This window comes from Aeromonas sp. s10 (genome assembly GCF_040907975.1).
In the GTDB taxonomy this organism is placed as follows: domain Bacteria; phylum Pseudomonadota; class Gammaproteobacteria; order Enterobacterales; family Aeromonadaceae; genus Aeromonas; species Aeromonas caviae.
Window position 1 is genome coordinate 69,734 of record NZ_JBFOCV010000028.1, and the last position, 21,522, is coordinate 91,255.

The window sequence follows — 21,522 nt, forward strand, 5'->3', positions numbered from 1 at the left end:
GACCGCCCATGACGTGGCTTTATTGTGCCTCCTGCCAGAACGAGGGTGCGAGAGGGCAGGCCCGGTGCTACCTTGTGCCACGAACAGTGCCACAGGGCAGAGGAGCCATAAATGGATCGCTTGGGGGTGATGGAGGTGTTCGTGCTGGCGGTGGAGACCGGCTCGTTTTCGGCGGTGGCCCGCCGACTGGGGATGGGGCAACCCACGGTTTCCAGATTGATTGCCCAGCTTGAGGCGCACCTTGGCAGCCGCCTGTTGCTGCGTTCGACCCGGGGGCTGGCGCCCACCGAGGCCGGAGAGGCCTACTATCTGCGGGCGAGAGAGATCCTGGCCCAGGTCAACGAGGCCGATGCCATGGTGCAGCAATGCCGGGCGGGCCTGAGCGGGCGTCTGCGGGTGAGCGCTCCCGTCACCTTCGCCCGCCTGCATATCATTCCCCATCTTGCCGGTTTTCTGGCGGCTCACCCGGGACTGGATCTGGAGATCCTGCTGGATGACGGCAATGTGGATCTCATTTCGGCGGGCATCGAGGTGGCTCTGCGTATCGGCAAACAGGCCGACTCGTCGCTGGTCGCCCGCTGCCTCGCCCGAAGCGACATGCGGGTGCTGGCGACGCCGGCCTATCTGGCCGCCAAAGGAGAGCCTGAGACCCCTCAGGCTCTGCAACAGCATGATTTGGTGCTTTACAGTCCACGGCCCGGAGTGGGGCAACAGTGGCGATTTCGCCGCGGCGTCGAAGAGAAGGTGGTTTCCGGAGAAGGCAGGCTGACGGTCTCGGCGGCCGAAGGCATGCGCGCAGCCGTGCTGGCAGGACTGGGGCTTGGTATCGCCTCGGAGTGGATGTTTGCTCCCGAGCTTGCCCGCGGCGAGGTGGTGGCGGTGCTGCCCGAGTGGCAACTGCCCATGCAGGAGCTCTGGACCCTGCTCCCGGCAGGTCGCCAGCCTGGTGCCAAGGCGAGCGCCTTTCTGGCATTCGTGACCGGCCTGCCCGGCGTGGGGCATACGCCAGCGGAATAACTGTTATGGTCCCCACCGCTCTACTGGTGGCGACGCTCCCCGGGTAGGCTGTGCGCATGGGGCCCGTATCCTGGCGGGAGCCCTTCTACCACGAGGAGAAGATCATGAGTACATCGCCTTCTGCCGAAGGGGCCGCAACCCCCGGCCCCTCCCTGCTCTTCGCCATGGCCCTGTCATGCGGCCTGGCAGTTGCCAACATCTACTACAACCAGCCCATGCTGGCGGTGATGGCGCAGGACTTTCCCGGGCACTCGGGCATGCCATTGATCGCCATGCTGACCCAGCTCGGCTATGCCATGGGTCTGCTTTTGCTGGTGCCGCTTGGCGATGTGGTCGAGCGCCGCTGGCTCATTCCGGGGCAGTTTGCACTGATCGCGCTGGCCTCCCTGCTGGCGGCCACGGCCACGAGTGCCACCACCTTGATGCTGGCCTCAGTCCTGCTCGGCATCGGGGCCACGGCGGCCCAGCAGATAGTTCCGGTGGCGGCGACCCTGGCAGATCCTGCCCGCCGTGGTGCCGTGGTGGGCAGCGTGATGAGCGGCCTGCTGGCCGGGATACTGCTCAGCCGCACCGTCGCCGGCCTGGTCACCGCCTATGGCAGTTGGCGCGCCATGTTCTGGCTGGCCATTCCCCTGGCCCTGTCGGGGGCCCTGCTGATGGCCAGGATGATACCGTCCGGATTGCCGCGCTCTCCCCTCGGTTATGGCCGTCTGCTTCACTCTCTGGTCGGTCTGTGGCGCGAGGAGCCCGCCTTGCGCCGCGCGACCCTGACCCAGGCCTTGCTGTTTGCCTCCTTCAGCGCCTTCTGGACCGTGCTGGCGTTCTACCTGGCCGAACCTGCCTATGGGTTGGGGGCCGACATGGCGGGTCTGTTCGGCGTCATCGGGGTGGCTGGGGTGGTGGCGGCTCCTCTGGCAGGCCGGATGGCGGATCGGTTGGGGGCCAGACCAGTGGTATTGGCCGGTGCCGTGCTGGTGGTGCTTGCCTGGATCTGCTTCGAGCTGTGGCTCTCTCTGGCCGGGCTGGCGTGCGGGGTCATCTTGCTGGATCTCGGAGTGCAGAGCGCACTCATCGCCCATCAGCAGCGCATCTATGGTCTGAGACCTGAGGCCAGGGGGCGCATCAATACCCTCTTCATGACCGGCATGTTCCTGGGGGGAACCCTCGGCTCCAGCCTGGGGATGCTGGTCTGGCAACAGGGTCACTGGCTCGGGGTGGGAGCAGCCGGCATGGGGTTGGCCCTGGTGGCCTGTCTCTGTGCCCTGGCCGGCAGGCGGGGACTGCAACCGGCCATCTGAGGCATGTGCAAGACAAGAAAGGCGACCCCGGGGTCGCCTTTTGTCTGTCTGCTCGGGATGGACTCAGAGCACCATGGCGGCAATCCAGCCGAAGATCACCAGGGGGATGTTGTAGTGGATGAAGGTTGGCACCACGCTGTCCCAGATGTGGTCGTGCTGACCGTCGGCATTGAGGCCCGATGTGGGGCCGAGCGTCGAGTCGGAGGCGGGGGAACCCGCGTCCCCCAGCGCGCCCGCGGTGCCCACCAGGGCGATGGTCGCCATGGGCGAGAAGCCGAGGTGGATGCACAGGGGCACATAGATGGTGGCGATGATGGGCACGGTGGAGAAGGAGGAGCCGATCCCCATGGTGATGAGCAGGCCCACCAGCAGCATCAGGAAGGCCGCCAGTCCCTTGTGACCTGCCATCATGGTGGAGACGGACTGCACCAGACTCTCCACCCCGTGGGTCTCCTTCATGACGGCGGCGAAGCCTGCGGCCGAGATCATGATGAAGCCGATGAGGGACATCATGCGCACACCCTGGGTGAAGGCATCCTGGCTCTCGCGGAATTTGATGACGCCGCCGCAGGTGAAGATGATGAAGCCTGCGAGCGCCCCCAGCACGATGCTGTTGGTCATCAGTTGCAGGCCGAGTGCCACGGCGATGGCCAGCAGGGCGACCCAGATGTGGTTGAGATTGAGCTCGACCGTCTCGGGTTCGGCGGCCAGGATCTTCTCCAGATCATACTGACGCGGCTTGCGGTAGCTGAAGAAGACGGCGATGAGCAGGCCGAGGAACATGCCAAATACCGGGATGGCCATCGCCAGGGGCAGTTGGCTGAATTCCACCGGTACGCCGTTGTCGACGAGATTCTTGGCCAGGATGTTGTTCAGGAAGATGCCGCCAAAGCCCACCGGCAGCAGCATGTAGGTTGCGGTCAGGCCGAAGGTGATGACACAGGCCACCTGACGGCGGTCTATCTGCATCTGGGCCATGACATGCAGCAGCGGCGGGATCAGGATGGGAATGAAGGCGATGTGCACCGGGATCAGGTTCTGGGAGGAGATGGAGACCGCGAGCACCGAGGTGAGCAGCAGGCTCTTGACCCAGAGAATGCGGGTGCTGCTGGCATCCTTGCCGAGCTGGTTGATGACCTTGCGGGCCAGCAGATCGGTGATGCCGGAGCGGGAGATGGCTACCGCGAAAGCCCCCAGCATAGCGTAGGAGAGGGCGATTTCTGCACCGCCGCCCAGGCCGCCGGTGAAGGTGCTGAGGGTCTGCTCGAGGGAGAGTCCGCCGAGCAGGCCACCCACGATGGCACCGATGGCGAGGGAGACCACCACATTGATCCGCAGCAGGCTGAGCACCAGCATCAGCGCCACCGCGATAACAACAGGATTCATTTGATTTCCTTATGGATTGTGTTGCTGTCAGTCGTGTGAAAGCCAGCTAGTTTGCGAAAAACAGGCTAAATGTCGAGAAAAAAATCGGCAGATCCCGGCCAAGGGACGCATCTTCTGCTGGCGGTGAACGGGAACCGGGAAAATGGCCCTTATTCCTTGCCCAGACAGGTCCCCTCATGCAGACAGGCTGCCATGGGCAGCCTGTCTGGGCAGGGGCTGGGAGTGTTCAGCCCTCGTCTTCGGTGTCCGTCGTTTCATCCGGGTTGGCCAGAGGCCAGCCTCCCAGGCTCTTCCAGCGATTGACGATGTGGCAGAAGAGCTCTGTGGTGCGCTCGGTGTCGTAGAGGGCCGAGTGGGCCTCTTTGTTGTCAAAGGGGATATTGGCGCTCTGACAGGCCTTGGCCAGCACCGTCTGCCCCAGGGCAAGACCCGAGAGGGCGGCGGTGTCGAAGGTGGCGAAGGGGTGGAACGGATTGCGCTTGAGGCCGGCCCGCTCGGCGGCGGCCATCACGAAGCCGTGGTCGAAGGTGGCGTTGTGGGCCACTATGATGGCGCGACCACAATCCTGCTCCTTCATGCCCTTGCGCACCCCCTTGAAGATCTCGGTGAGTGCTTCCTTCTCGTCCACCGCGCCCCGCAGCGGGTTGAAGGGGTCGATGCCGGTGAACTCCAGCGCCGCTTTCTCCAGATTGGCGCCCTCAAAGGGCTGGACATGAAAATGGAAGATCTGGTCAGGGACGAGCCAGCCCTGCTCATCCATCTTGAGGGTGTGGGCGGCTATTTCCAGCAGGGCATCGGTCTTGGCATTGAATCCGGCGGTTTCAACATCGATGACGACGGGGTAAAAGCCGCGAAAACGGCCCTTGAGGGTGTGAACGGCGTCGGTCATGGTATCTCGGTCGGCGTGAAAGGAGGCGGCATTATGGCAAAAAAGCGTGCCCTTGTCCCTTATCTGCCGCCATGGGACGGCAAGAGGGCCATTTTGAAACACCTGTGCTTATAATGGGCGACGTCAACCATGGAGGGAGAGGACGATGAAGAAGCTGGGATTGGCACACAAGATGATGTTGGTGGTCTGTCTGCCGCTGTTGGCCCTGCTGTTTTTCTCAGGCCGGTACGTCTATGAACGTTATCGGGTCGAACAGGAGATGAGCGGCGCCCTGGTCGCGCTGGCGGTGGTGAAGGAGGCGGCGCAGCTGGCCCATGAGCTGCAACGGGAGCGCGGCATGTCGGCCGGCTTCCTCGGCTCTGGCGGCAACAAGTTTCGCGATGCGCTGCCTGCCCAGCGCAAGGTGGTGGACAGCCTGTTGCAGCGTTTTCATCAGGATCCTGCCTTGCTTGCGCTGACCGAGGTGCAGCAGGGAGTGGCCGGACTCACCGCCATGCGTGAGCGGGTCAGCGCCCTGGGGGTCGAGGTGGCAGAACAGGTCGGCTTCTATACCCGCCTCGTGACCGCCTTGCTGGCGGTAGTGGACAAGATAAGCGTCGACAGCATGGATGCCACCATCGCCCTGCAGACCAATGCCTACGCCGCCTTCCTGCAGAGCAAGGAGCGTGCGGGGCTGGAGCGGGCGACGCTCAGCAACGTCTTTGGCCGTGACAGCTTCACGCCTGCGCTGTTGCAGCAGTTCATTTCCCTGCTGGCGGCCCAGAACACCTATCTCGAACGTTTCCAGGCGGTGGCGAGTCCAGCCCAGCGTCAGTTGCTGAACGACAGCCTCGCCTCACCCGTGGTGGCCAAGGTGGCCGCCATGGAGAAACTGGCCCTGGACAAGGCGGCCAGCGGCGGTTTTGGTGTCGATGCGGAGGCCTGGTTTGCCTTGAGTACCGACAAGATAGGCCTGCTCAAGGAGATAGAAGACAGCCTCTATCAGCAGCTCTTCGAGCGGGTGGAACAGATGCGGGTCGGGAGTGCCAGTGACTTCTGGTGGGGGGCGGCTGGCGTGTTGCTGTGCATCGTCCTGACCACCTTCGTCTGCTGGCGGGTAGTGCGGGATCTGCATCTGGGCTTCATGGCCCTGCACCAGACCTTCAAGCGCCTGGTGCAGGAGAACGACCTGACCGTGCGGGTCGACTGGCGATCCGGGGATGAGCTGGGGGCCCTGGCGCGGGATCTGAACCATTTCCTCGGGCACCTCGAGAGTTTGCTGCTGGCTGTGCGCCACTCCTGTGATGTGCTGATACGCAGCGCCGCCAGCTCGGCTGAGGTCATTGCCGAGGTGAATGCCGGCGTAGTCAGGGGATGCGGGCAGGTGGATCTGGTGGCGACTGCCGCCACCGAGATGGCATCGACTGTCGCGGAGATTGCCCGCAACGCCACCCAGACCTCCCAGGCGACTCAGCAGGCCATCGGCCGGGCGAAGCAGGGCGACAAGGAGGTGGATCAGACCATCCACACCATCCAGCAGGTGGCGGGCACGCTGGTGGATACCCGGCACCTGGTGGACAGCCTGCATCGGGATACCGAGTCGGTGGGGGAGGCCTTGAGCCTCATCAAGCAGATCTCGGACAGAACCAACCTGCTGGCCCTCAATGCCGCCATCGAGGCGGCCCGTGCCGGTGAATCCGGGCGCGGCTTTGCGGTGGTGGCCGACGAGGTGAGAGCGCTTGCCTCCCGTACCCAGCAGGCGGCGGATGACATAGAGCGGATGCTGGGCCGCTTGCGCCAGGGGGCCAACGAGGCGGTGGCTGCCATGCACACGGGCACCGAACAGGCCGGCCTTAGCGTGACGGAGGCCAAACGGGCGGGGAGCGAGCTGACCGACATCGTCAACGAGGTGCGCAAGGTGAGCGACATGACGGCCCAGGTGGCCACCGCCACCGAGGAGCAGCGTTACGTGACCGACGACATCCAGCAAAACGTGATGACCATCCGTGACGTGTATGAGGCCCATCGCCAGCACTCCCATACCCTGCAACAACACAGTGCCGAACTGGATGCCCTAGCCCGGGATCTGGCGGGACGCATCGCCAGCTTCAAGCTGATGGCCCCTTCTTCCCCCCACTGAGCGTTTTGACCTAAAGCTTGTCCTGCCGCTGCCGATAGATAATTCGAGATAGTGTGGAGGACAAGCCGTTGAATGCTTGGGTGTTGGGGTTGATCAGCATATCAGTGAGTATGCAGTTGCAGGCGGGCGTGACCGAATTTGGCGCCGGTCTGGATCAATCCGTCTGGCGCCTGACCTCTGATACCCAGGTGGAGTGCAGGCTGGAGCATCCTATTCCCCGCTGGGGAACCGGGGCCTTTGTCAGCCGGGCCGGGCGCAAGATCAATCTGGATTTCGAGCTCAAGGGGCAGCGACCCCAGGCGCGTACCCAGACAGTGAGCCTCGGGATCATGCCCCCCAGCTGGCGTCCCGGGGTGGCCGGGCGACAGATCAGCCAGTTGCAGTTCTATCAGCAGTTTGACGGCCTGGTGGCGGGGCAGACCGCCTGGACCATGTTGGACGAGCTGGAAGGAGGGCGTATGCCGACTTTCCAGTATCGCGACTGGTATCGTCAGGACAGGCCGGTGCGGGTATCGCTCTCGTCGGTCAATTTCAGGGTCAAGTACCAGGCGTTCATGGACTGCCTGAGTGGCTTGCTGCCCTACAGCTTCAACGACATCGCCTTCAGCGTGCTCTCCTATGACAAGAACAGCGATCAGTTGTCACCGGCCTCCAAGCGGCGGCTGGCGATGATCGGTGATTATGTGAAGGCAGACAAGAGCATCGATGTGGTGGTGATCGACGCCTACAGCGACAGCTATGGCGGCCGCTGGCCAAACCAGAAGCTCTCCGAGAAGCGGGCGGATGCCATCAAGCAGGTGTTTGTGGATCTCGGCATCGAGGAGGGCAAGATCTCGGTGGAAGGGCACGGTGAGAAACAGCACGTGGCCTCCAACGAAACGGAAGCTGGCCGAGCCAAGAACCGTCGGGTGGTGATCAACATGGGACGCAACGGCACTATCTGATCCAGTTGAGTCATCGAGAGGGGCGGTATTTTCGCTGTAGTCAGGAATAAAAAATGCCAGTCGGCGAACCGACTGGCATTTTTTTCGCGGGTATCCGGGATTACTTGGCCAGGGATTCCGGCAGGTTTTCACGGATCTTGCCGAGCATCTCTTTCAGCACGCGGGGGTTGGCCACCACGATATTGCCGGAGTTTTCGTAGTTGTGACCACCGACGAAGTCGGTGACAATGGCGCCGGCTTCTTTGGCCAGCAGCTCACCGGCGGCGGTGTCCCAGGGCTTGAGGCCGATTTCCCAGAAACCGTCGACGCGGCCAGCGGCCACATAGGCGAGATCCAGCGCGGCGGAGCCAGCACGACGAATATCGGCACACTCGATGAACATGCTCTGGAACATCTTCAGGTAGGGTTCGATGTGGTGCTTCTGCTTGAACGGGAACCCGGTGGCCAGGATGGTGCCGGAGAGCTCTTTGGCCTTGCCGACACGGATGCGGTAGCCGTTCAGCTGGGCGCCGCTGCCGCGGGTGGCAGTGAACAGCTCGTCACGGATGGGATCGTAGACAACGGCTTGTTCGGTCTTGCCCTTGACGCGCAGAGCGATGGAAACGGCAAAATGCGGAATGCCTTTGACCAGGTTGGTCGTGCCATCCAGTGGGTCGATGATCCATTGGTAGTCCGGATTGGTACCGGCAATCTCGCCAGACTCTTCAGCAACGATGCTGTGTTCCGGGTAAGATTTTTTGATGGTGTGAATGATGGCCGCTTCGGCGTCACGGTCAACGTTGGTCACGAAGTCATTGCTGCCTTTCTGGATAACCTCGATGTTCTCGGGTTGAGAAAAGGCTTTTACTACTACTTGACCGGCGTTGCGCGCAGCGCGCACGGCGATATTCAGCATCGGATGCATAGGTTCACCACTGGATGTTAAAGAACGGGGGATAAAAGGACGCGACATCTTACCAAGATATTCGGGAATAGCAACTGCTATGCCCTCATTCGGTCAGGGGGGGGACTGACAGATCTGACGGCTCCAATAAAGACCTGTAATCAACTAGTCTTATCGCGACAGCCGGATAACAGGCTGTGGTGAGCATAGGGATATGAGCCATGAATCTGTCATTAATCAGTCAGAAACCGTCGTCGCCGACGACTCTGGGTGTGTTGGCCGCACTGCGTGCCGCCAGCGAAGAGAGCGATTATGTCACCGAGGTCCGGGTGGCGCAGCCCCAGCAGTGGCAACCGTCGAAGGACGAAGCGGCGATCCTGCTGCTGGAAGAAGAGGGCGCTGCCTGGCCTGTTCCGCTCTGGCCAGCAGGAGGCAGTGCACTGGGATTGCCGGTGCTTCCCCTGTTGGTGCATCGACAGTATGAACATCCTCCACAGGGGCCGGATGTCCGGGATCCGCATTTTTATTTCGTCTCCAACGGTATTCTGCTGGATGAGGCCGAACTGGCGGATCCTGCCTGCAGCCTGGTGCTGCAAAGCAAGTTTGAATCCTATTTTCCGCTGCTTTCCCGTCTTATCTTGCTGCGCCAGCGCCAACCAGGGGTACTGAGCAGCTAATCATCTCCCCCTCGATGCGGGCTGTTCAAGCGGCACAATATTTGTCATAACTGACCGACATTGTGCCGCTTTGCTATGGCCTGTGCAGCGGCTCACTGTGTGTTCGTCGACGGAGGTGACATGAAGGTTTATGAGCTGAGACGAGCCCCCAATGCCCGTCGGGTCAGAATGTTTCTGGCGGAGAAGGGGATCGAGATGGAATATCAACAGGTCGATCTGGGGGCGGGGGAAAACCTGGCGCCCGCCTTTTTGACCAAGAACCCGGCCGGGCGCATTCCTGTGCTGGAACTCGATGACGGAACCTGTCTGAGTGAAACCCTGGCCATCTGCCGCTATTTTGAAGAGCTCCACCCCGAGCCGAACCTGTTTGGCAGCACCGCGCTGGAGCGCGCCACCATAGAGATGTGGAGTCGCTTCATCGAGTTCAACCTCTGGTTGCCGACCGGTATGGCGTTTCGTCATATCACCGGTTTTTACAAAGACCGGGAGCGGGTCTTCCCCGAATGGGGGGAGGAGTGCAAGCAACAGGCTCAGATCTGGTTTGACAAGCTCGATGCCCGTCTTGCCGAGGTGCCCTATATTGCGGGGGAACGCTTCACCATCGCCGACATTCTTGCCCTCTGTACCATTGATTTTGGCAAGGTGGTCGGCCTGCGCATCACCCCCGAACAGCCCCATTTGCAGGACTGGCATGACCGGGTGAGTGCCCGGTCCAGCGCCCAGGCCTGATCCTTTCCCCTGAACGTTCAAGGAGTCCAAGATGATAGAGTTGTACACTGCCGCCACGCCCAACGGGTTCAAGGTGTCGATCGCCCTCGAAGAGCTGGGGCTGCCCTACAAGGTCATTCCCCTTGATTTCGCGACCATGGAGCAGAAGAAGCCCGAGTTCCTGGCCATCAACCCCAATGGCCGCATCCCGGCCATCGTCGATCGGGACAACGGTGACTTCGCGGTGTTCGAGTCCGGCGCCATCCTTATCTATCTGGCGGAAAAAACCGGCAAGTTGCTGCCGCAGGATCCCAAGCGCCGCTCCCAGGCGATCCAGTGGCTGATGTTCCAGATGGGGGGCGTCGGTCCCATGATGGGGCAGGCCAACGTCTTCTATCGCTATTTCCCCGAGAAGATCCCGGCCGCCATCGAGCGTTACCAGAAGGAGGGGCGACGCCTGTTCGAGGTGCTCGACGGTCATCTGGCACACCATGAGTATCTGGCGGACGAGTACAGCATCGCCGACATCGCTACCTGGCCCTGGGTGCGCATCCACGACTGGAGTGGTATCTCCATCGAGGGGTTGGTGCATTTGCAGGCCTGGATGGCACGCATGGAAGCCAGGCCCGCCTGCCAGAAGGGCATCACCATTCCACCGCGCAATGAGAGCCCCGAGGATCAGGTCAAGCGGGCGCAGCAGATGGTGACTCGCTGACGCCATCATGATGGCCCTGACGGGCCATCTTTTTTATTCCCCTTTGACTCCCCGTTGTTTGACGATCTGCATCGCAGTCGCTTTTTGTCTTTCAAATAAGCCATTTATCAAAAATCAAAAGTCATTCTTCCTGATTAATTGTTATGTTATAACGCCATTTCTTTGGTTGATGAACATGAAGCTTGGATGGAAAGGATGACAAAAAAATGCACCGCAGCCGGGTGGTTCGCCCTGGCTCTGATGGCAGGAACGACTGCAGCCGACGGCAAACCGCTTGCCATGGTGGGGCCTTGGGAGATCCACAGTGTCGACCCCGCCAGCAACGGGGTCTTCTTTACTCGCATGCAGGTGGTGGAGACCCTGGTAGATGTAGATGGGAAAGGCAATCTGCAACCCGGGCTTGCCAGTGAGTGGTCGCGTAGCGATGACGGTCTGCAGTGGCGATTCACATTGCGCCCCGGGGCCCGTTTTCACGATGGCAGCGAGGTGAGCGCCGAGCAGGCCGCTTTTGCCCTGCAACAGGCCTGGCGCAAGCCCGGCGTGATGACCAGCACTCCCATTGCGTCCATCGGATCTGGAGATGGCGTCTTGAAGGTCACCCTGAGCGAACCCTTCGCCTCCCTGCCCGCCGTGCTGGCCCACCCCAGCACCCAGATCCTGGCGAAGGCCGCCTACGATACCAAGGGGGAGGTAACCCAGGTGATAGGCTCTGGCCCCTACCGCATCACCCGCCTGCAACAACCCCAGCGGATAGAGACTGTGCGTTTCGACGGCTGGCAGGGGGCCAGGCCCGCAATCGAGGAGGTCAGCTACCTGACGGTGGGGCGTGCAGAGAGCCGCACCCTGATGGCCGAGAGCGGTCAGGCCGACATCGCCTGGGGGCTGGATCCGGTCAGCATCCGCCGCTTGCAGCAGGCGTCACGGGTCTCCATCGCCTCGGTTACCCTGCCACGGACCATCCAGCTCAAGCTCAATGGCGCCGATCCCCGTCTGAGCGATCCGGTGGTGCGCCGTGCCCTGAGTCTCGCCATCGATCGTCGTGTTATGGCAGCCGCCCTGCTGCGGGATCCCGAGATGGCGGCAACCCAGCTCTTTCCTCCCACCCTGGGGGAGTGGCACCAGCTCGGGTTGACGCCGCTTGCCTATGACGTCAAGGCGGCCCGGGCGGCCTTCGCGGCGGCAGGCTGGCAGCCGGGGGAGGACGGTGTGCTGCGCAAGGGGGAAGAGCGCTTCGCCCTGACCCTGCGTACCTTCCCTGACCGTCCGGAGCTGCCGCTCCTCGCCACGGCACTGCAGGCGCAGTGGAAGGCGGTGGGGGTGGATCTCAAGGTGGCGGTGGGCAACTCGAGCGAGATCCCGGCGGGCCATCAGGACGGCTCGCTCCAGCTTGGTCTCTACGCCCGCAATTATGCCCTGGTACCGGATCCCTTGGTCACTTTGCTGGGGGATTTGGCCCCTGCCGGTGCGGACTGGGGGGTGATGAACTGGCACTCCCCGGCCATGACGCAAACGCTGACCCGCCTTGCCACGCAAGCCTTGTCGCCCACAGACGCCGCTGCGGCTCGCCGGGAGATAGCCACGACACTGCAACAGGAGTTGCCGCTCCTGCCCATCGCCTGGTACCGCCAGAGCGCGGCGGTCAGTCGGGGGCTGGAGGGGTTTGAACTCGATCCCCAGGAGCGCAGCTATGGCCTGGACAGGTTGACATGGAGCGCACGATGACAGCGACACCCTTGTCTCGCGTCATGGGGATACTGGGTCAGCGTCTGGTGCAGGCGCTGGTGGTTGCCCTGCTGGTGGCCGGACTCTGTTTTCTGATGGTGCAGTCCCTGCCCGGAGACATCGCCTTTCGCATCGCGGCGGGTCGTTATGGCTATGACTATGTCACCGCCGAGACGGCCAACGCGGTGCGCAGCGAGCTGGGGCTGGCCGGCTCGGCCCTTGCCCGTTTTGGCGACTGGCTGTGGGCCTTGCTGCAAGGGGATCTCGGCAGCTCCCTGGTGACGGGCGCACCGGTCGCCACCGACGTGGGTCATCACCTGGGCGCCACCCTGACGCTCGCGAGCGCCTCCGTGGTGCTGGCGCTGGTGGTGGCGCTGCCGCTTGGCAGCCTGAGTGCGCTGCGCCCGGGGGGATGGTGTGATCGCCTGACCCTGGGCTGGAGCGTGCTGATGCGTGCGTTGCCCCCCTTCTTGCTCGGCCTGGTGCTCATGGTGATGCTCTCGGTGGAGCTGGGCTGGGTCAGTGCGGCAGGGCACGGGGAGGGGAGCAACCTGCTGCTGCCCGCCCTGACCCTGGGATTGGGGCTCTCCGGCGTGCTCTCCCGGGTGGTGCGTGAAAGCGTGCTCACCGTGGTGCAGTCTGGTTATTACCGATTTGCCCTCACCAAGGGGCTTTCGCCGGCCCGGGTTTTCTGGCGCCACGGTCTGCGCAACACCGGGGTCAGCATCATCGCCTACACCAGCGTGCAGCTGGTGCTGCTCATCGAGGGGGTCGTGGTGGTCGAGAGCCTGTTTGCCTGGCCCGGGATCGGCCATGCGCTGGTGCACGCCATCTTCTGGCGCGACATCCCCATGGTTCAGGGGACAGTGCTGGTGCTGGCGGTGCTCTTCGTGCTGCTCAATACCCTCACCGACCTGCTTTGTCTTGCCATTGACCCCCGTGGTCCCAAGGAGTCCTGATCATGTCGTTGTCTGTCAAAACGGGGCTGGGCCTGCTTCTGCTGGTGGTGCTGTTTGCCCTGCTGGGCCCCGTGCTCTGGCCCGACCCGGCGGCTCAGGATCTGGCACAGTTTCTGGCTGAACCCTCCTGGCAGGAGCCCCTCGGGCGGGATCAGATGGGGCGCAGCCTGATGGCGCGCCTCGCGGCGGCGACCCGGCTCTCCCTGCTGCTGGGACTGCTGTGCGTCATCACGGCGGCGCTGCTGGGGTCATTGCTGGGCTGGCTCTCGGCCTGGCGCGGCGGCTGGGTCGACGGTCTGCTGCGCAGCCTGGCCGACGGCGTGCTGGCCCTGCCAGGCCTGTTGCTGGTGCTGCTCTTCTCCGCCATGGCCCAGGGTGGCTTTGCCATCCTCTATCTCGGGTTGGCCATGGCCCAGTGGGTGGAGTATTACCGGGTGGTGCGTGCCCGCAGCCGGGGGCTGCTCGCCTCGCCCCAAGTGGAGGCGTCCCGTCTGCTGGGATTCGGCCATGCCCATGTGGTGCGGCGCCATCTCTGGCCCGAGCTCGCCCCCCAGTTGCTCACCATGATGGCCTTCGGCCTAGCGGGTGCCATTCTAACCCTCTCTACCCTGGGCTTTGTCGGAGTGGGCATTCAGCCGCCCACGCCCGAGCTGGGGCTGATGATGACGGAGGCGCTGCCCCACTATCAGGAGGCTCCCCGTCTGCTACTGGCCCCCATTCTTGTCATGGGGCTGATGTTGCTGGCCCTGGTGCTGCTTCATCAGACGCGCGGCCTTGACATGCCATCTTCACAAGGAGCCACCTCATGACGGCCATTCATATCAAGGGGTTGCAGGTCGATGATGGCCAGAAAACCCTGTTGCAGGCGCTGGATTTCACCATTCATCCCGGCACCGCCCTGACCCTGATCGGGGAGAGCGGTTCGGGCAAATCCCTGTTGGCTCATGCCCTGATGGGGACCTTGCCAACCCCTCTGACAGGCCGGGGCGAGATGGTGTCGGGTGGCCGCCATCACAACCTGGCCGACACGCCTCGCCTGCGTACTCTCTGGGGGAGGGAGCTGGCGATGCTACCCCAGGAGCCGGTGCTGGCGCTGGATCCCACCATGGGGTTGCTTGCCCAGGTGGAGGAAGGGTGGCTGCCAGGGGGCAAGGAGGCCCGATCGCGGGCCCGCGCCGCCCTCGAGCGGCTTGGACTGGCCGGGCGGGAGGGCGCCTTTGTACACCAGCTCTCGGGAGGCATGGCCCAGCGCGCGGCCTTTGCCGCCGCCACCCTGGGGGAGGCCCGTCTGCTGGTGGCCGACGAGCCCACCAAGGGGCTCGACAGCCGGGCCGCAGCCAGGCTGGGTGCCTTGTTGCTGGGCTACCTGGCCCGTGGACGCCATCTGCTGACCATCACCCATGATCTCTCCCTAGCTCGCGCATTGGGGGGCTGGGTGCTGGTGGTCAAGGGAGGAGAGATCGTGGAGCAGGGGCCCGCCGAGCGTCTGCTGCACACTCCATCCCATGCCTATACCCGGGCCCTGCTGGCGGCGGAGCCCTCCGCCTGGCCCGAGGCGGCTGTCCCTCCTACCGGTGACTGGCTCATCCGCGGGAAGGGGCTTGCCATGGGATATGGGGATCAACCCCTGTTCACGGAGCTGGACCTTGCCCTGGCGCAAGGGGAGCGAATGGCCATCATGGCGCCGAGCGGCGCGGGCAAGAGCACCCTCGGCAACGTGCTGCTGGGTCTGCAACGCCCCCTGCAAGGGGAGGTGCTGCGACGGGAAGGGGTTGCCCCCTGCCGCTGGCAGAAGCTCTATCAGGATCCGGTGCAGGCCTTTGCCAGCTGGGTGCGCCTCGCCACCCAGTTCGATGATGTGCTGCGTCTGCACAGGCTGCCTCGCCATCGGCTTGTCGACTATCTGGCCCGGCTGGGGCTGGATGAACGGCTGCTGACGCGCCTGCCAAACCAGGTCTCGGGAGGGGAGCTGCAGCGGCTGTCGCTTATCCGGGCCCTGTTGCTGCGCCCTGTGCTGCTGTTCGCCGATGAGCCCACGTCCCGGCTCGATCCCCTGAGCCAGCAACAGACCATCGCCTGTCTGCTGGAGGAATTGGGAGAGATAGGCTGCGCCCTGCTGCTGGTGACCCATGACGAGGGGCTGGCCGGCAAGGTTGCCCCTCGTTGTCTGAGACTGGGGGAGGCGGGCCCCCCCATGTTCGAAGGCGCGTCGGCCGAGGTGAGAAGAGTGGGGTAAAGAGGGGGCAGGATGAATCCTTCCCTCATGATGAGATGACAGTGACGGGGCCTTGGGCCCCGTCGCATTAGAAAAACTTGGGTAAGCAGATTATAAAGTTTCGTTCGTTTTTTGTGATATGAATCACTAAGATTGTCGCAAGCCAGAGAGCGTCCTGCTGCTGGCTGGTGCGGGTCCTCCGCCTTGTTCCTCTTCAACGACCTTTGTCAGACACCTCCTGCAGACCCCTGCCCGGAGGGTGGCGGCTTTTTGATCTTTTTCGGACGAGATATGTATCGGCACAGCTTCTATCCCCTGTTTTTCCTGACCATTCTGATGGTCGCCGTGGGTCAGATGACCCAGACCCTCTATGTGCCCTCCATTCCCATGATGGCGGGGGACTTCCATGTGGCCTCCGGCCAGCTGCAGGCGGTGATGGCCTGCTACCTCATTCCCTACGGCCTCTCCCAGTTCGTTTATGGCCCCTTGTCGGATCGCATCGGTCGTCGCCCTGTGCTCATCATCGGCATGATGATCTTCCTGGTCGGCACCCTCACCATCCAGCTGATCCCGAGCTTCACCGCCTTGCTGGCGGGCAGCCTGATCCAGGGGCTGGGCACCGGGGCAGGGGGCGCCATGAGCCGGACCGTGATGCGCGACCGTTACAGTGGCGCCGAGCTCAACCGTGCCAACAGCCTGGTGAGCATGGGGGTCATCTTCTCCCCTTTGCTGGCACCTGTGCTGGGCGGCTGGCTCACCGAGCTGTTCAACTGGCGTGCCGGCTACTGGTTCCTGTTCGGTTTTGGTGCCCTGACCACCCTGGCGCTGCTGGCCTGGTTTGGGGAGACGCTGCCAGCATCCGCCCGCCAGCATTCGCTGCGGGTGGGCGCCGCCTATCGTCATGTGCTCGGCAACCCGCGCTTTCAGGGCAACCTGCTCTGTCTGATGGCCACCTTTGCCGGCCTCGCGGTGTTCGAGGCGGCGGCCGGGGTGTTGCTGGGGGACGTGCTCAAGCTGAGTGCCCGCACCGTCAGCGTGCTGTTCGTGCTGCCGCTGCCCGGTTATCTGTTCGGCGCCTGGCTCTCCGCCAGACTGAGTTTTCGCCTGAGCCAGGGCAAGCTGATGCGCCTTGGCATCGCCTTCCTGGCCCTGGGGTCGCTCATCATCCTGGTACCCGGGCTGCTCGGCATGGTGAGCGCTGCCTCCCTAGTGGGCGGGGCTGCGGTCTACTTCATTGGCAGCGGCATCCTCTATCCGACCGCCACCTCCTGTGCCATCGAGCCCTTCCCGGGCCAGGCTGGCACCGCGGGAGCCGTGCTCGGGGGCATGCAGAATCTGGGGGCTGGCGTGGTAACCCTGCTGGCCGCCAGCTTCCCGATGACGGGGCAGGTGACCCTGGGGGCCATCATGACGGTGATGGTGCTGATCGTGGCCTTGAGCTTTGTATGGCTGCGCCACCACGGCGCGCCCCACGAGCAGATGGCCGTCTAACACGGCCAAGAGCCCGCCCCGTTGGCGGGCTTTTTACTGCCTCCTGCCGGGTGGCGAGACGCCGCAGGCGAGTGGAAGGGGGTTGCCGCGCAGGCAAAGAAAAAGCCCGTCGTGATGACGGGCTTTTTTGGGTAGGTACCCCGGAGATGCCGTTGCCGGTTTGGGCCCTTGAACCGTCGGTTCAAGGCGGAGATCTAATCTGGCCGCAGGCTTCTCGGTCGGGCCGAGCATGCTCAATAGCCAGAAGGCAGACCCCCTGTTTGGTATGAATATCGGCTCGGGGACTTGAACCGGCTGACAAACACTCCAGGGAATTTCAAAACTCGGTGCGATTAGGGCTGTTGCGCCTCTTCGCTGGATTCACCGTATTGTCCGTGCTCGATCAATGCGGCTTCGATGGTGCGTTGCAGCATCTTGATCCGCTTGTCCATGGTCTCAGAGTATTGGTGGTTTTTCTCTTTTTCAAGGCAGAGCTCATGACAGAAATTGAGCGCTGCCATGACGGCCAGCTGTTCGTTGCTGGAGACCTTGGAACGTTGACGAAGCTCGATGAGCTTGTCGGTCAGCTGGTCGGCGGCCTGGCGCAGGGCATCTTGTTGTCCTAGGGGACAGGACACCTTGTAGGGACGTCCCAGAATGACGATTTCTACGGCCTCTATGCTCATGCCTTCCTCAATACGGCGGGGCTGATTTCCGCCTTTATCCACGTGGACAACTGGGCGGGACTATATAGCGCAGATGCAGAAGTTTCAAGGCCTTGCTGGCTCTGGCAGGGGGAGAATGCTAGGATCTCGGCCATAAATTCTGCATATTTGCCTGAACTTTGAGCGGATCCTAGATGAGCAAAACAAACCCCCTGAAATACGCCGTCGTGGCGGACCTGATGGCACAGCACGACCTCATGGCGACGGCCGTCGAGGCCCATGGCGTGATCTGCGGCCTGGTGTGCGGTGGCGTGGCCCTGGACGACAAAAGCTGGCAGCCCCATTTCAATGATCTGATCAACGACGGTTTCGGTCTGCCGGCACCGGTGCGCCAGGTGATGACCGACCTCTATCACGAGGTGATCGAGAGTCTGATGGCACAAAAGGGCGTCGAGCTGCTGCTGCCAAGCGACGAGGCGCCGCTCGATGAGCGCATCGACTCGCTGGTGGACTGGTCCCAGGCCTTCCTGGCCGGCTTTGGCGTGGTGCAACAGGAGCTCTCCAAGGCATCCGAAGAGCTGCAGGAGATGATTCAGGACATCGCCAGCATCACCCAGGTCTCTGCCGAGTTCGATCAGGAAGATGAAGAGAACGAAGCCTCCTTCCTGGTGCTCTACGAACACGTGCGCCTCGGGGTCATGATGGCGTTCGAGGAGTTTGGCAAGCGCCCGGCCGCGCCGAGCACGCCGCCGACCCTGCACTGATCTGCCCGCCCAGCGGGTCAATGAAAGAGCGCATCACGGCGCTCTTTCTGTTTTACAAGGGGCGAGAGCAGGGGAGGCACTCTGCTAACCCATGGTGCCAAAGCGGTTTTTTGCCCGTGGCTTCGCATCCCGTCCGCCACCTTTGTGGTAGGATTGGCCCACGTTTTTTCGCCTATGCCCTCTTCTCATGTCTCAATCTGATCTGGTTCACGTCGACGTGGCTATCGTCGGCGGTGGTATGAGCGGTGCCGTGCTGGCCCTCTCCCTTGCCGCCCTGAAAGGAAAGGATGGCGCCCCCCTGCAGATCCTGCTGCTGGAGGCGAGTGCGCCTGAGCTCAATGCTCATCCCGGTTTCGATGCCCGTGCCATCGCGCTTTCCGCCGGTACCTGCGAGGCGCTGGCCCGTCACGGCCTCTGGCCGCACCTGGCGCCCCACTGCTCCCCCATCACCCATATCCATGTGTCGGATCGGGGCCACTGCGGCCAGACCCGGCTGTCGGCGGCGGAGTATGGCCTGCCCGCCCTCGGTCAGGTGATCGAGCTGTCGGCGGCGGGCATCGTGCTGCAAGAGGCGATCGCCGCCTGCCCGCAGATCCGTATGTTGTGCCCGGCCAGGCTTGAGGCCATCGACCCCGACGAGGGGGGAGTGACGCTCGCCCTGGAGGGGGGCGCGCGCTACCGCACCCGGCTGCTGGTGGCGGCCGACGGGGGCCACTCCTTCGTGCGCCAGCATTTCAAGATGCCGGTCAGTCGCCACGATTATGGCCAGAGCGCCATCATCGCCACCGTCAAGACCGCCGAGGATCCCGCCGGACGGGCCTTCGAGCGCTTTACCGACGGAGGGCCGCTGGCCCTGCTGCCCATGCAGGACGGCCTCTCCTCCCTGGTGTGGAGCGTCCCGCGGGACGAGGCACAGGCCCTGATGGCGCTGGATGATGCCGCCTTTCTCGCCCGTCTGCAGCAGGCTTTTGGCTGGCGCCTCGGGCGCTTCGTGCGCACAGGGGCGCGCAACCTCTACCCCCTGGTGCTGACGGTGGCCGACTATCCCCTGGCCCAGCGTACCGTGCTGGTGGGCAACGCCGCTCACCTGCTGCATCCCATCGCCGGTCAGGGGTTCAACCTCGGCATGCGGGATCTGGATGTGCTGACCCGGACCCTGGCCCGTGCGCTCGAGGCGGGGGAAGACATCGGCGGTTTTGAGGTGCTAAGCGGCTACTGGCAGCAGCGGCGGGACGATCAGGCCCAGACCGTCTGGCTCACATCCTCCCTGGCCCAGCTCTTCTCAAACCATCACGCTCCCCTGGTGGTGGGCCGCAATCTGGCGCTCTCCCTGATGGGCAGAGTGCCCTGGCTCAAGGCACCGCTCGCCTCCCGCACCCTGGGATTCGTGGGCGAGGTGTGCGGCCAATAAGCGCTGTCGCCCCGGCGGCAAAGACGATTTCGAGCAAGAGGCACGCCTGTGGGCGTCGCCTCGCAGATCCTGGCGACCCGCCCGGAAAGGACACAAGAGAATGCAGATGCAAGATGTGGATGTGGTGATCGTGGGGGGCGGCATGGTGGGCCTGGGGCTCGCTGCCGCCCTCAAGAACCGGGCGATCAAGGTGGCCATCGTGGAAGGCCGGCTGCCCGATGCAACGCTCGGTGAGACGCCGGACAACAGGGTCAGTGCCCTGAGCCTCGCGAGTCAGCACATCCTGCAAGGGGTCGGCGCCTGGGACGGCATAGTGGCGCGCCGCCTGCAGCCCTACGAGAAGATGCAGGTGTGGGAGCAGGACAGTTTCGGCCACATCGATTTCGATGCCGCCAGCCTGCGTCAGGGGTCCCTTGGCCACATCGTCGAGAACCGGGTGATCCAGCTTGCGCTGCTGGACGCCATCGCGGGGGCCAGCAATATCCAGATGCTGACCCCGGCCCGGGCCACCAGCCTGCAGTGCGGGCCAGCGGGCGCCCTGCTGCTGCTGGAAGATGGCCGGGCCCTCTCGGCCAAGCTGGTGGTGGCCGCCGACGGCGCCCACTCCTGGGTGCGCCGTCAGGCAGACATTCCCCTCACCAGCTGGGATTACGGTCATCACGCCCTGGTGGCGACGGTGCGTTGTGCCGAGCCCCATGAGGCGGTGGCGCGCCAGATCTTCACCCCCCAGGGGCCGCTCGCCTTCCTGCCCTTGTGGCAGCCCGACCTCTGCTCCATCGTGTGGTCTGTGCCCGCGGCCCGCGCCGAGGCGCTCTGCGCCCTGGATGATGACGGCTTCAACCGCCAGCTCACCGCCGCCTTTGATGGGCGCCTCGGGCTGTGCAAGGTGGAGGGGGCTCGCAGCGCCATTCCGCTCACCGCCCGCTACGCCCGCGACTTTGCCCGCGAGCGCCTGGTGCTGGTGGGGGATGCGGCCCACACCATCCACCCGCTGGCGGGGCAGGGGGTGAATCTGGGCTTGCTGGATGCCGCCGCCCTGGCGGAGCAGATCCTCATTCATCACGGCAAGGGCGCGGACATCGGCCTGCTCGCCAACCTGCGGGGCTATGAGCGCTGGCGCAAGAGCGAGGCGGCGCGCATGTTGGCGGCCATGGAGGGGCTCAAGCGACTGTTTGCGGGCAGCAACCCCCTCAAGAAGCTGGTGCGCGGGGTGGGGCTTCGCGCCGTCGACGGTCTTGGTCCCCTCAAGCAGGGCATGATCCGGGCCGCCATGGGGCTGGATGGGGAGCTGCCCACCCTGGCCAAAGGTGAAAAAATCTAATCTTACCCCGGAGTTTTAACAAAAAAACTAATCTGACAGGGCGAGATGCCCCTTCGGGGTGTCAGCCTTTAATGTTGGCGAGAAGCGAAACGTTTTTCTGTAAATTGTGACGGGACGGTAAAAATCAACATTAAATCCCGCAATGGCGCGGTTTTAGCTGTTTTTATCACTGTTTTTGCCTTAGTGTCTGGTGTCAGTGAGTTGGGTGAGGATTAGTTTTTTTTGAGCGGTGCCCCGGCACGCTTGTCATATAATCCGCTCCGTTCAAGGAATCACTCCTGCCCGCCCGGGCGGGAACGAGCACAGAGCTTGTGGTCCGTAGTTCCCGACGAGCCGGGGCGGATTGCGAGTGTTGTCGC

At 63.4% G+C, this 21,522-nt stretch carries 19 protein-coding genes and 1 other RNA gene; 15 read left to right on the top strand and 5 right to left on the bottom strand.

Going from position 1 to position 21,522, the window contains the following annotated elements; all coding sequences use genetic code 11:
* Positions 1-111: 111 nt before the first annotated feature.
* Both AB5Y59_RS07045 and AB5Y59_RS07050 read left to right on the top strand, forming a co-directional pair.
* Complete coding sequence (locus AB5Y59_RS07045; RefSeq protein ID WP_042882841.1) at positions 112-1,017, top strand: LysR family transcriptional regulator; 906 nt, start codon at positions 112-114, stop codon at positions 1,015-1,017.
* Positions 1,018-1,121: 104 nt separating this feature from the next.
* Positions 1,122-2,315 (top strand): MFS transporter, encoded by a 1,194-nt coding sequence (locus AB5Y59_RS07050; RefSeq protein ID WP_261999069.1) that lies wholly within the window; start codon positions 1,122-1,124, stop codon positions 2,313-2,315.
* Positions 2,316-2,378: 63 nt separating this feature from the next.
* Here the strand turns inward: AB5Y59_RS07050 and AB5Y59_RS07055 are convergent, their stop codons facing one another.
* Positions 2,379-3,701, bottom strand: a complete 1,323-nt coding sequence (locus AB5Y59_RS07055) for a Na+/H+ antiporter family protein (protein ID WP_041213040.1) — start codon at positions 3,699-3,701, stop codon at positions 2,379-2,381.
* Between the two features lie 226 nt (positions 3,702-3,927).
* Positions 3,928-4,590 (bottom strand): ribonuclease T, encoded by a 663-nt coding sequence (gene rnt / locus AB5Y59_RS07060; RefSeq protein WP_010675098.1) that lies wholly within the window; start codon positions 4,588-4,590, stop codon positions 3,928-3,930.
* A 145-nt stretch (positions 4,591-4,735) separates the two neighbouring features.
* On the opposite strand from rnt, the gene AB5Y59_RS07065 reads away from it, so the two are divergent.
* Together AB5Y59_RS07065 and AB5Y59_RS07070 are read left to right on the top strand one after the other, a co-directional pair.
* Positions 4,736-6,709, top strand: a complete 1,974-nt coding sequence (locus tag AB5Y59_RS07065) for a methyl-accepting chemotaxis protein (RefSeq protein ID WP_201972144.1) — start codon at positions 4,736-4,738, stop codon at positions 6,707-6,709.
* 68 nt (positions 6,710-6,777) lie between these two features.
* Positions 6,778-7,653: an OmpA family protein gene (locus tag AB5Y59_RS07070; RefSeq protein ID WP_039038755.1), complete on the top strand. Its 876-nt coding sequence runs from the start codon at positions 6,778-6,780 to the stop codon at positions 7,651-7,653.
* A gap of 100 nt (positions 7,654-7,753) precedes the next feature.
* On the opposite strand, the gene suhB is transcribed toward AB5Y59_RS07070, so the two are convergent.
* Positions 7,754-8,557, bottom strand: coding sequence for an inositol-1-monophosphatase (gene suhB / locus AB5Y59_RS07075; protein WP_039038754.1), 804 nt, complete (start codon positions 8,555-8,557; stop codon positions 7,754-7,756).
* Between the two features lie 200 nt (positions 8,558-8,757).
* Between suhB and AB5Y59_RS07080 the strand changes: the two genes are divergently transcribed.
* From AB5Y59_RS07080 to emrD, 8 genes are all read left to right on the top strand, one after another.
* Complete coding sequence (locus tag AB5Y59_RS07080; RefSeq protein WP_103858437.1) at positions 8,758-9,213, top strand: hypothetical protein; 456 nt, start codon at positions 8,758-8,760, stop codon at positions 9,211-9,213.
* A gap of 120 nt (positions 9,214-9,333) precedes the next feature.
* Positions 9,334-9,942, top strand: coding sequence for a glutathione S-transferase family protein (locus AB5Y59_RS07085; protein WP_039038752.1), 609 nt, complete (start codon positions 9,334-9,336; stop codon positions 9,940-9,942).
* A gap of 31 nt (positions 9,943-9,973) precedes the next feature.
* A complete protein-coding gene (locus AB5Y59_RS07090; protein WP_039038751.1) occupies positions 9,974-10,636 on the top strand; it encodes a glutathione S-transferase family protein in 663 nt (220 codons plus the stop codon).
* 195 nt (positions 10,637-10,831) lie between these two features.
* Positions 10,832-12,358: an ABC transporter substrate-binding protein gene (locus tag AB5Y59_RS07095; RefSeq protein WP_368211726.1), complete on the top strand. Its 1,527-nt coding sequence runs from the start codon at positions 10,832-10,834 to the stop codon at positions 12,356-12,358.
* The gene (locus tag AB5Y59_RS07100) at positions 12,355-13,317 is read left to right on the top strand and encodes an ABC transporter permease (protein ID WP_201893734.1); all 963 of its coding nucleotides are present in this window, start codon (positions 12,355-12,357) and stop codon (positions 13,315-13,317) included. The genes AB5Y59_RS07095 and AB5Y59_RS07100 overlap by 4 nt, the downstream gene beginning before the upstream one ends.
* A 2-nt stretch (positions 13,318-13,319) precedes the next feature.
* On the top strand, positions 13,320-14,126 hold the full coding sequence (locus tag AB5Y59_RS07105) for an ABC transporter permease (protein WP_043759830.1): 807 nt from the start codon (positions 13,320-13,322) through the stop codon (positions 14,124-14,126).
* On the top strand, positions 14,123-15,553 hold the full coding sequence (locus AB5Y59_RS07110; RefSeq protein ID WP_368211728.1) for an ABC transporter ATP-binding protein: 1,431 nt from the start codon (positions 14,123-14,125) through the stop codon (positions 15,551-15,553). Before AB5Y59_RS07105 ends, AB5Y59_RS07110 begins: the two co-directional genes overlap by 4 nt.
* Before the next feature lie 270 nt (positions 15,554-15,823).
* Complete coding sequence (gene emrD / locus AB5Y59_RS07115) at positions 15,824-17,023, top strand: multidrug efflux MFS transporter EmrD (protein ID WP_039038746.1); 1,200 nt, start codon at positions 15,824-15,826, stop codon at positions 17,021-17,023.
* 133 nt (positions 17,024-17,156) lie between these two features.
* Here emrD and ssrS read toward each other — a convergent pair.
* Both ssrS and zapA read right to left on the bottom strand, forming a co-directional pair.
* Positions 17,157-17,339, bottom strand: a non-coding RNA gene (gene ssrS, locus AB5Y59_RS07120) — 6S RNA.
* A 16-nt stretch (positions 17,340-17,355) separates the two neighbouring features.
* Positions 17,356-17,688 carry a cell division protein ZapA gene (zapA, locus tag AB5Y59_RS07125; RefSeq protein ID WP_010675086.1) on the bottom strand — a complete coding sequence of 111 codons (333 nt, stop codon included), beginning with the start codon at positions 17,686-17,688 and terminating at the stop codon, positions 17,356-17,358.
* 173 nt (positions 17,689-17,861) lie between these two features.
* On the opposite strand from zapA, the gene AB5Y59_RS07130 reads away from it, so the two are divergent.
* From AB5Y59_RS07130 to AB5Y59_RS07140, 3 genes are all read left to right on the top strand, one after another.
* The gene (locus tag AB5Y59_RS07130) at positions 17,862-18,431 is read left to right on the top strand and encodes a UPF0149 family protein (protein WP_200163623.1); all 570 of its coding nucleotides are present in this window, start codon (positions 17,862-17,864) and stop codon (positions 18,429-18,431) included.
* Positions 18,432-18,618: 187 nt separating this feature from the next.
* Positions 18,619-19,842, top strand: a complete 1,224-nt coding sequence (gene ubiH, locus AB5Y59_RS07135; RefSeq protein ID WP_368211729.1) for a 2-octaprenyl-6-methoxyphenyl hydroxylase — start codon at positions 18,619-18,621, stop codon at positions 19,840-19,842.
* A 100-nt stretch (positions 19,843-19,942) separates the two neighbouring features.
* On the top strand, positions 19,943-21,163 hold the full coding sequence (locus AB5Y59_RS07140; RefSeq protein ID WP_368211730.1) for an FAD-dependent 2-octaprenylphenol hydroxylase: 1,221 nt from the start codon (positions 19,943-19,945) through the stop codon (positions 21,161-21,163).
* Positions 21,164-21,522: the final 359 nt, after the last annotated feature.

Bases quoted from the DNA above. Each gene is read 5' to 3' on its own strand.
- AB5Y59_RS07045 (WP_042882841.1), top strand. From the start codon at position 112: ATGGATCGCTTGGGGGTGATGGAGGTGTTCGTGCTGGCGGTGGAGACC.
- AB5Y59_RS07050 (WP_261999069.1), top strand. From the start codon at position 1,122: ATGAGTACATCGCCTTCTGCCGAAGGGGCCGCAACCCCCGGCCCCTCC.
- AB5Y59_RS07055 (WP_041213040.1), bottom strand. From the start codon at position 3,701: ATGAATCCTGTTGTTATCGCGGTGGCGCTGATGCTGGTGCTCAGCCTG.
- rnt (WP_010675098.1), bottom strand. From the start codon at position 4,590: ATGACCGACGCCGTTCACACCCTCAAGGGCCGTTTTCGCGGCTTTTAC.
- AB5Y59_RS07065 (WP_201972144.1), top strand. From the start codon at position 4,736: ATGAAGAAGCTGGGATTGGCACACAAGATGATGTTGGTGGTCTGTCTG.
- suhB (WP_039038754.1), bottom strand. From the start codon at position 8,557: ATGCATCCGATGCTGAATATCGCCGTGCGCGCTGCGCGCAACGCCGGT.
- AB5Y59_RS07080 (WP_103858437.1), top strand. From the start codon at position 8,758: ATGAATCTGTCATTAATCAGTCAGAAACCGTCGTCGCCGACGACTCTG.
- AB5Y59_RS07085 (WP_039038752.1), top strand. From the start codon at position 9,334: ATGAAGGTTTATGAGCTGAGACGAGCCCCCAATGCCCGTCGGGTCAGA.
- AB5Y59_RS07090 (WP_039038751.1), top strand. From the start codon at position 9,974: ATGATAGAGTTGTACACTGCCGCCACGCCCAACGGGTTCAAGGTGTCG.
- AB5Y59_RS07095 (WP_368211726.1), top strand. From the start codon at position 10,832: ATGACAAAAAAATGCACCGCAGCCGGGTGGTTCGCCCTGGCTCTGATG.
- AB5Y59_RS07100 (WP_201893734.1), top strand. From the start codon at position 12,355: ATGACAGCGACACCCTTGTCTCGCGTCATGGGGATACTGGGTCAGCGT.
- AB5Y59_RS07105 (WP_043759830.1), top strand. From the start codon at position 13,320: ATGTCGTTGTCTGTCAAAACGGGGCTGGGCCTGCTTCTGCTGGTGGTG.
- AB5Y59_RS07110 (WP_368211728.1), top strand. From the start codon at position 14,123: ATGACGGCCATTCATATCAAGGGGTTGCAGGTCGATGATGGCCAGAAA.
- emrD (WP_039038746.1), top strand. From the start codon at position 15,824: ATGTATCGGCACAGCTTCTATCCCCTGTTTTTCCTGACCATTCTGATG.
- zapA (WP_010675086.1), bottom strand. From the start codon at position 17,688: ATGAGCATAGAGGCCGTAGAAATCGTCATTCTGGGACGTCCCTACAAG.
- AB5Y59_RS07130 (WP_200163623.1), top strand. From the start codon at position 17,862: ATGAGCAAAACAAACCCCCTGAAATACGCCGTCGTGGCGGACCTGATG.
- ubiH (WP_368211729.1), top strand. From the start codon at position 18,619: ATGTCTCAATCTGATCTGGTTCACGTCGACGTGGCTATCGTCGGCGGT.
- AB5Y59_RS07140 (WP_368211730.1), top strand. From the start codon at position 19,943: ATGCAGATGCAAGATGTGGATGTGGTGATCGTGGGGGGCGGCATGGTG.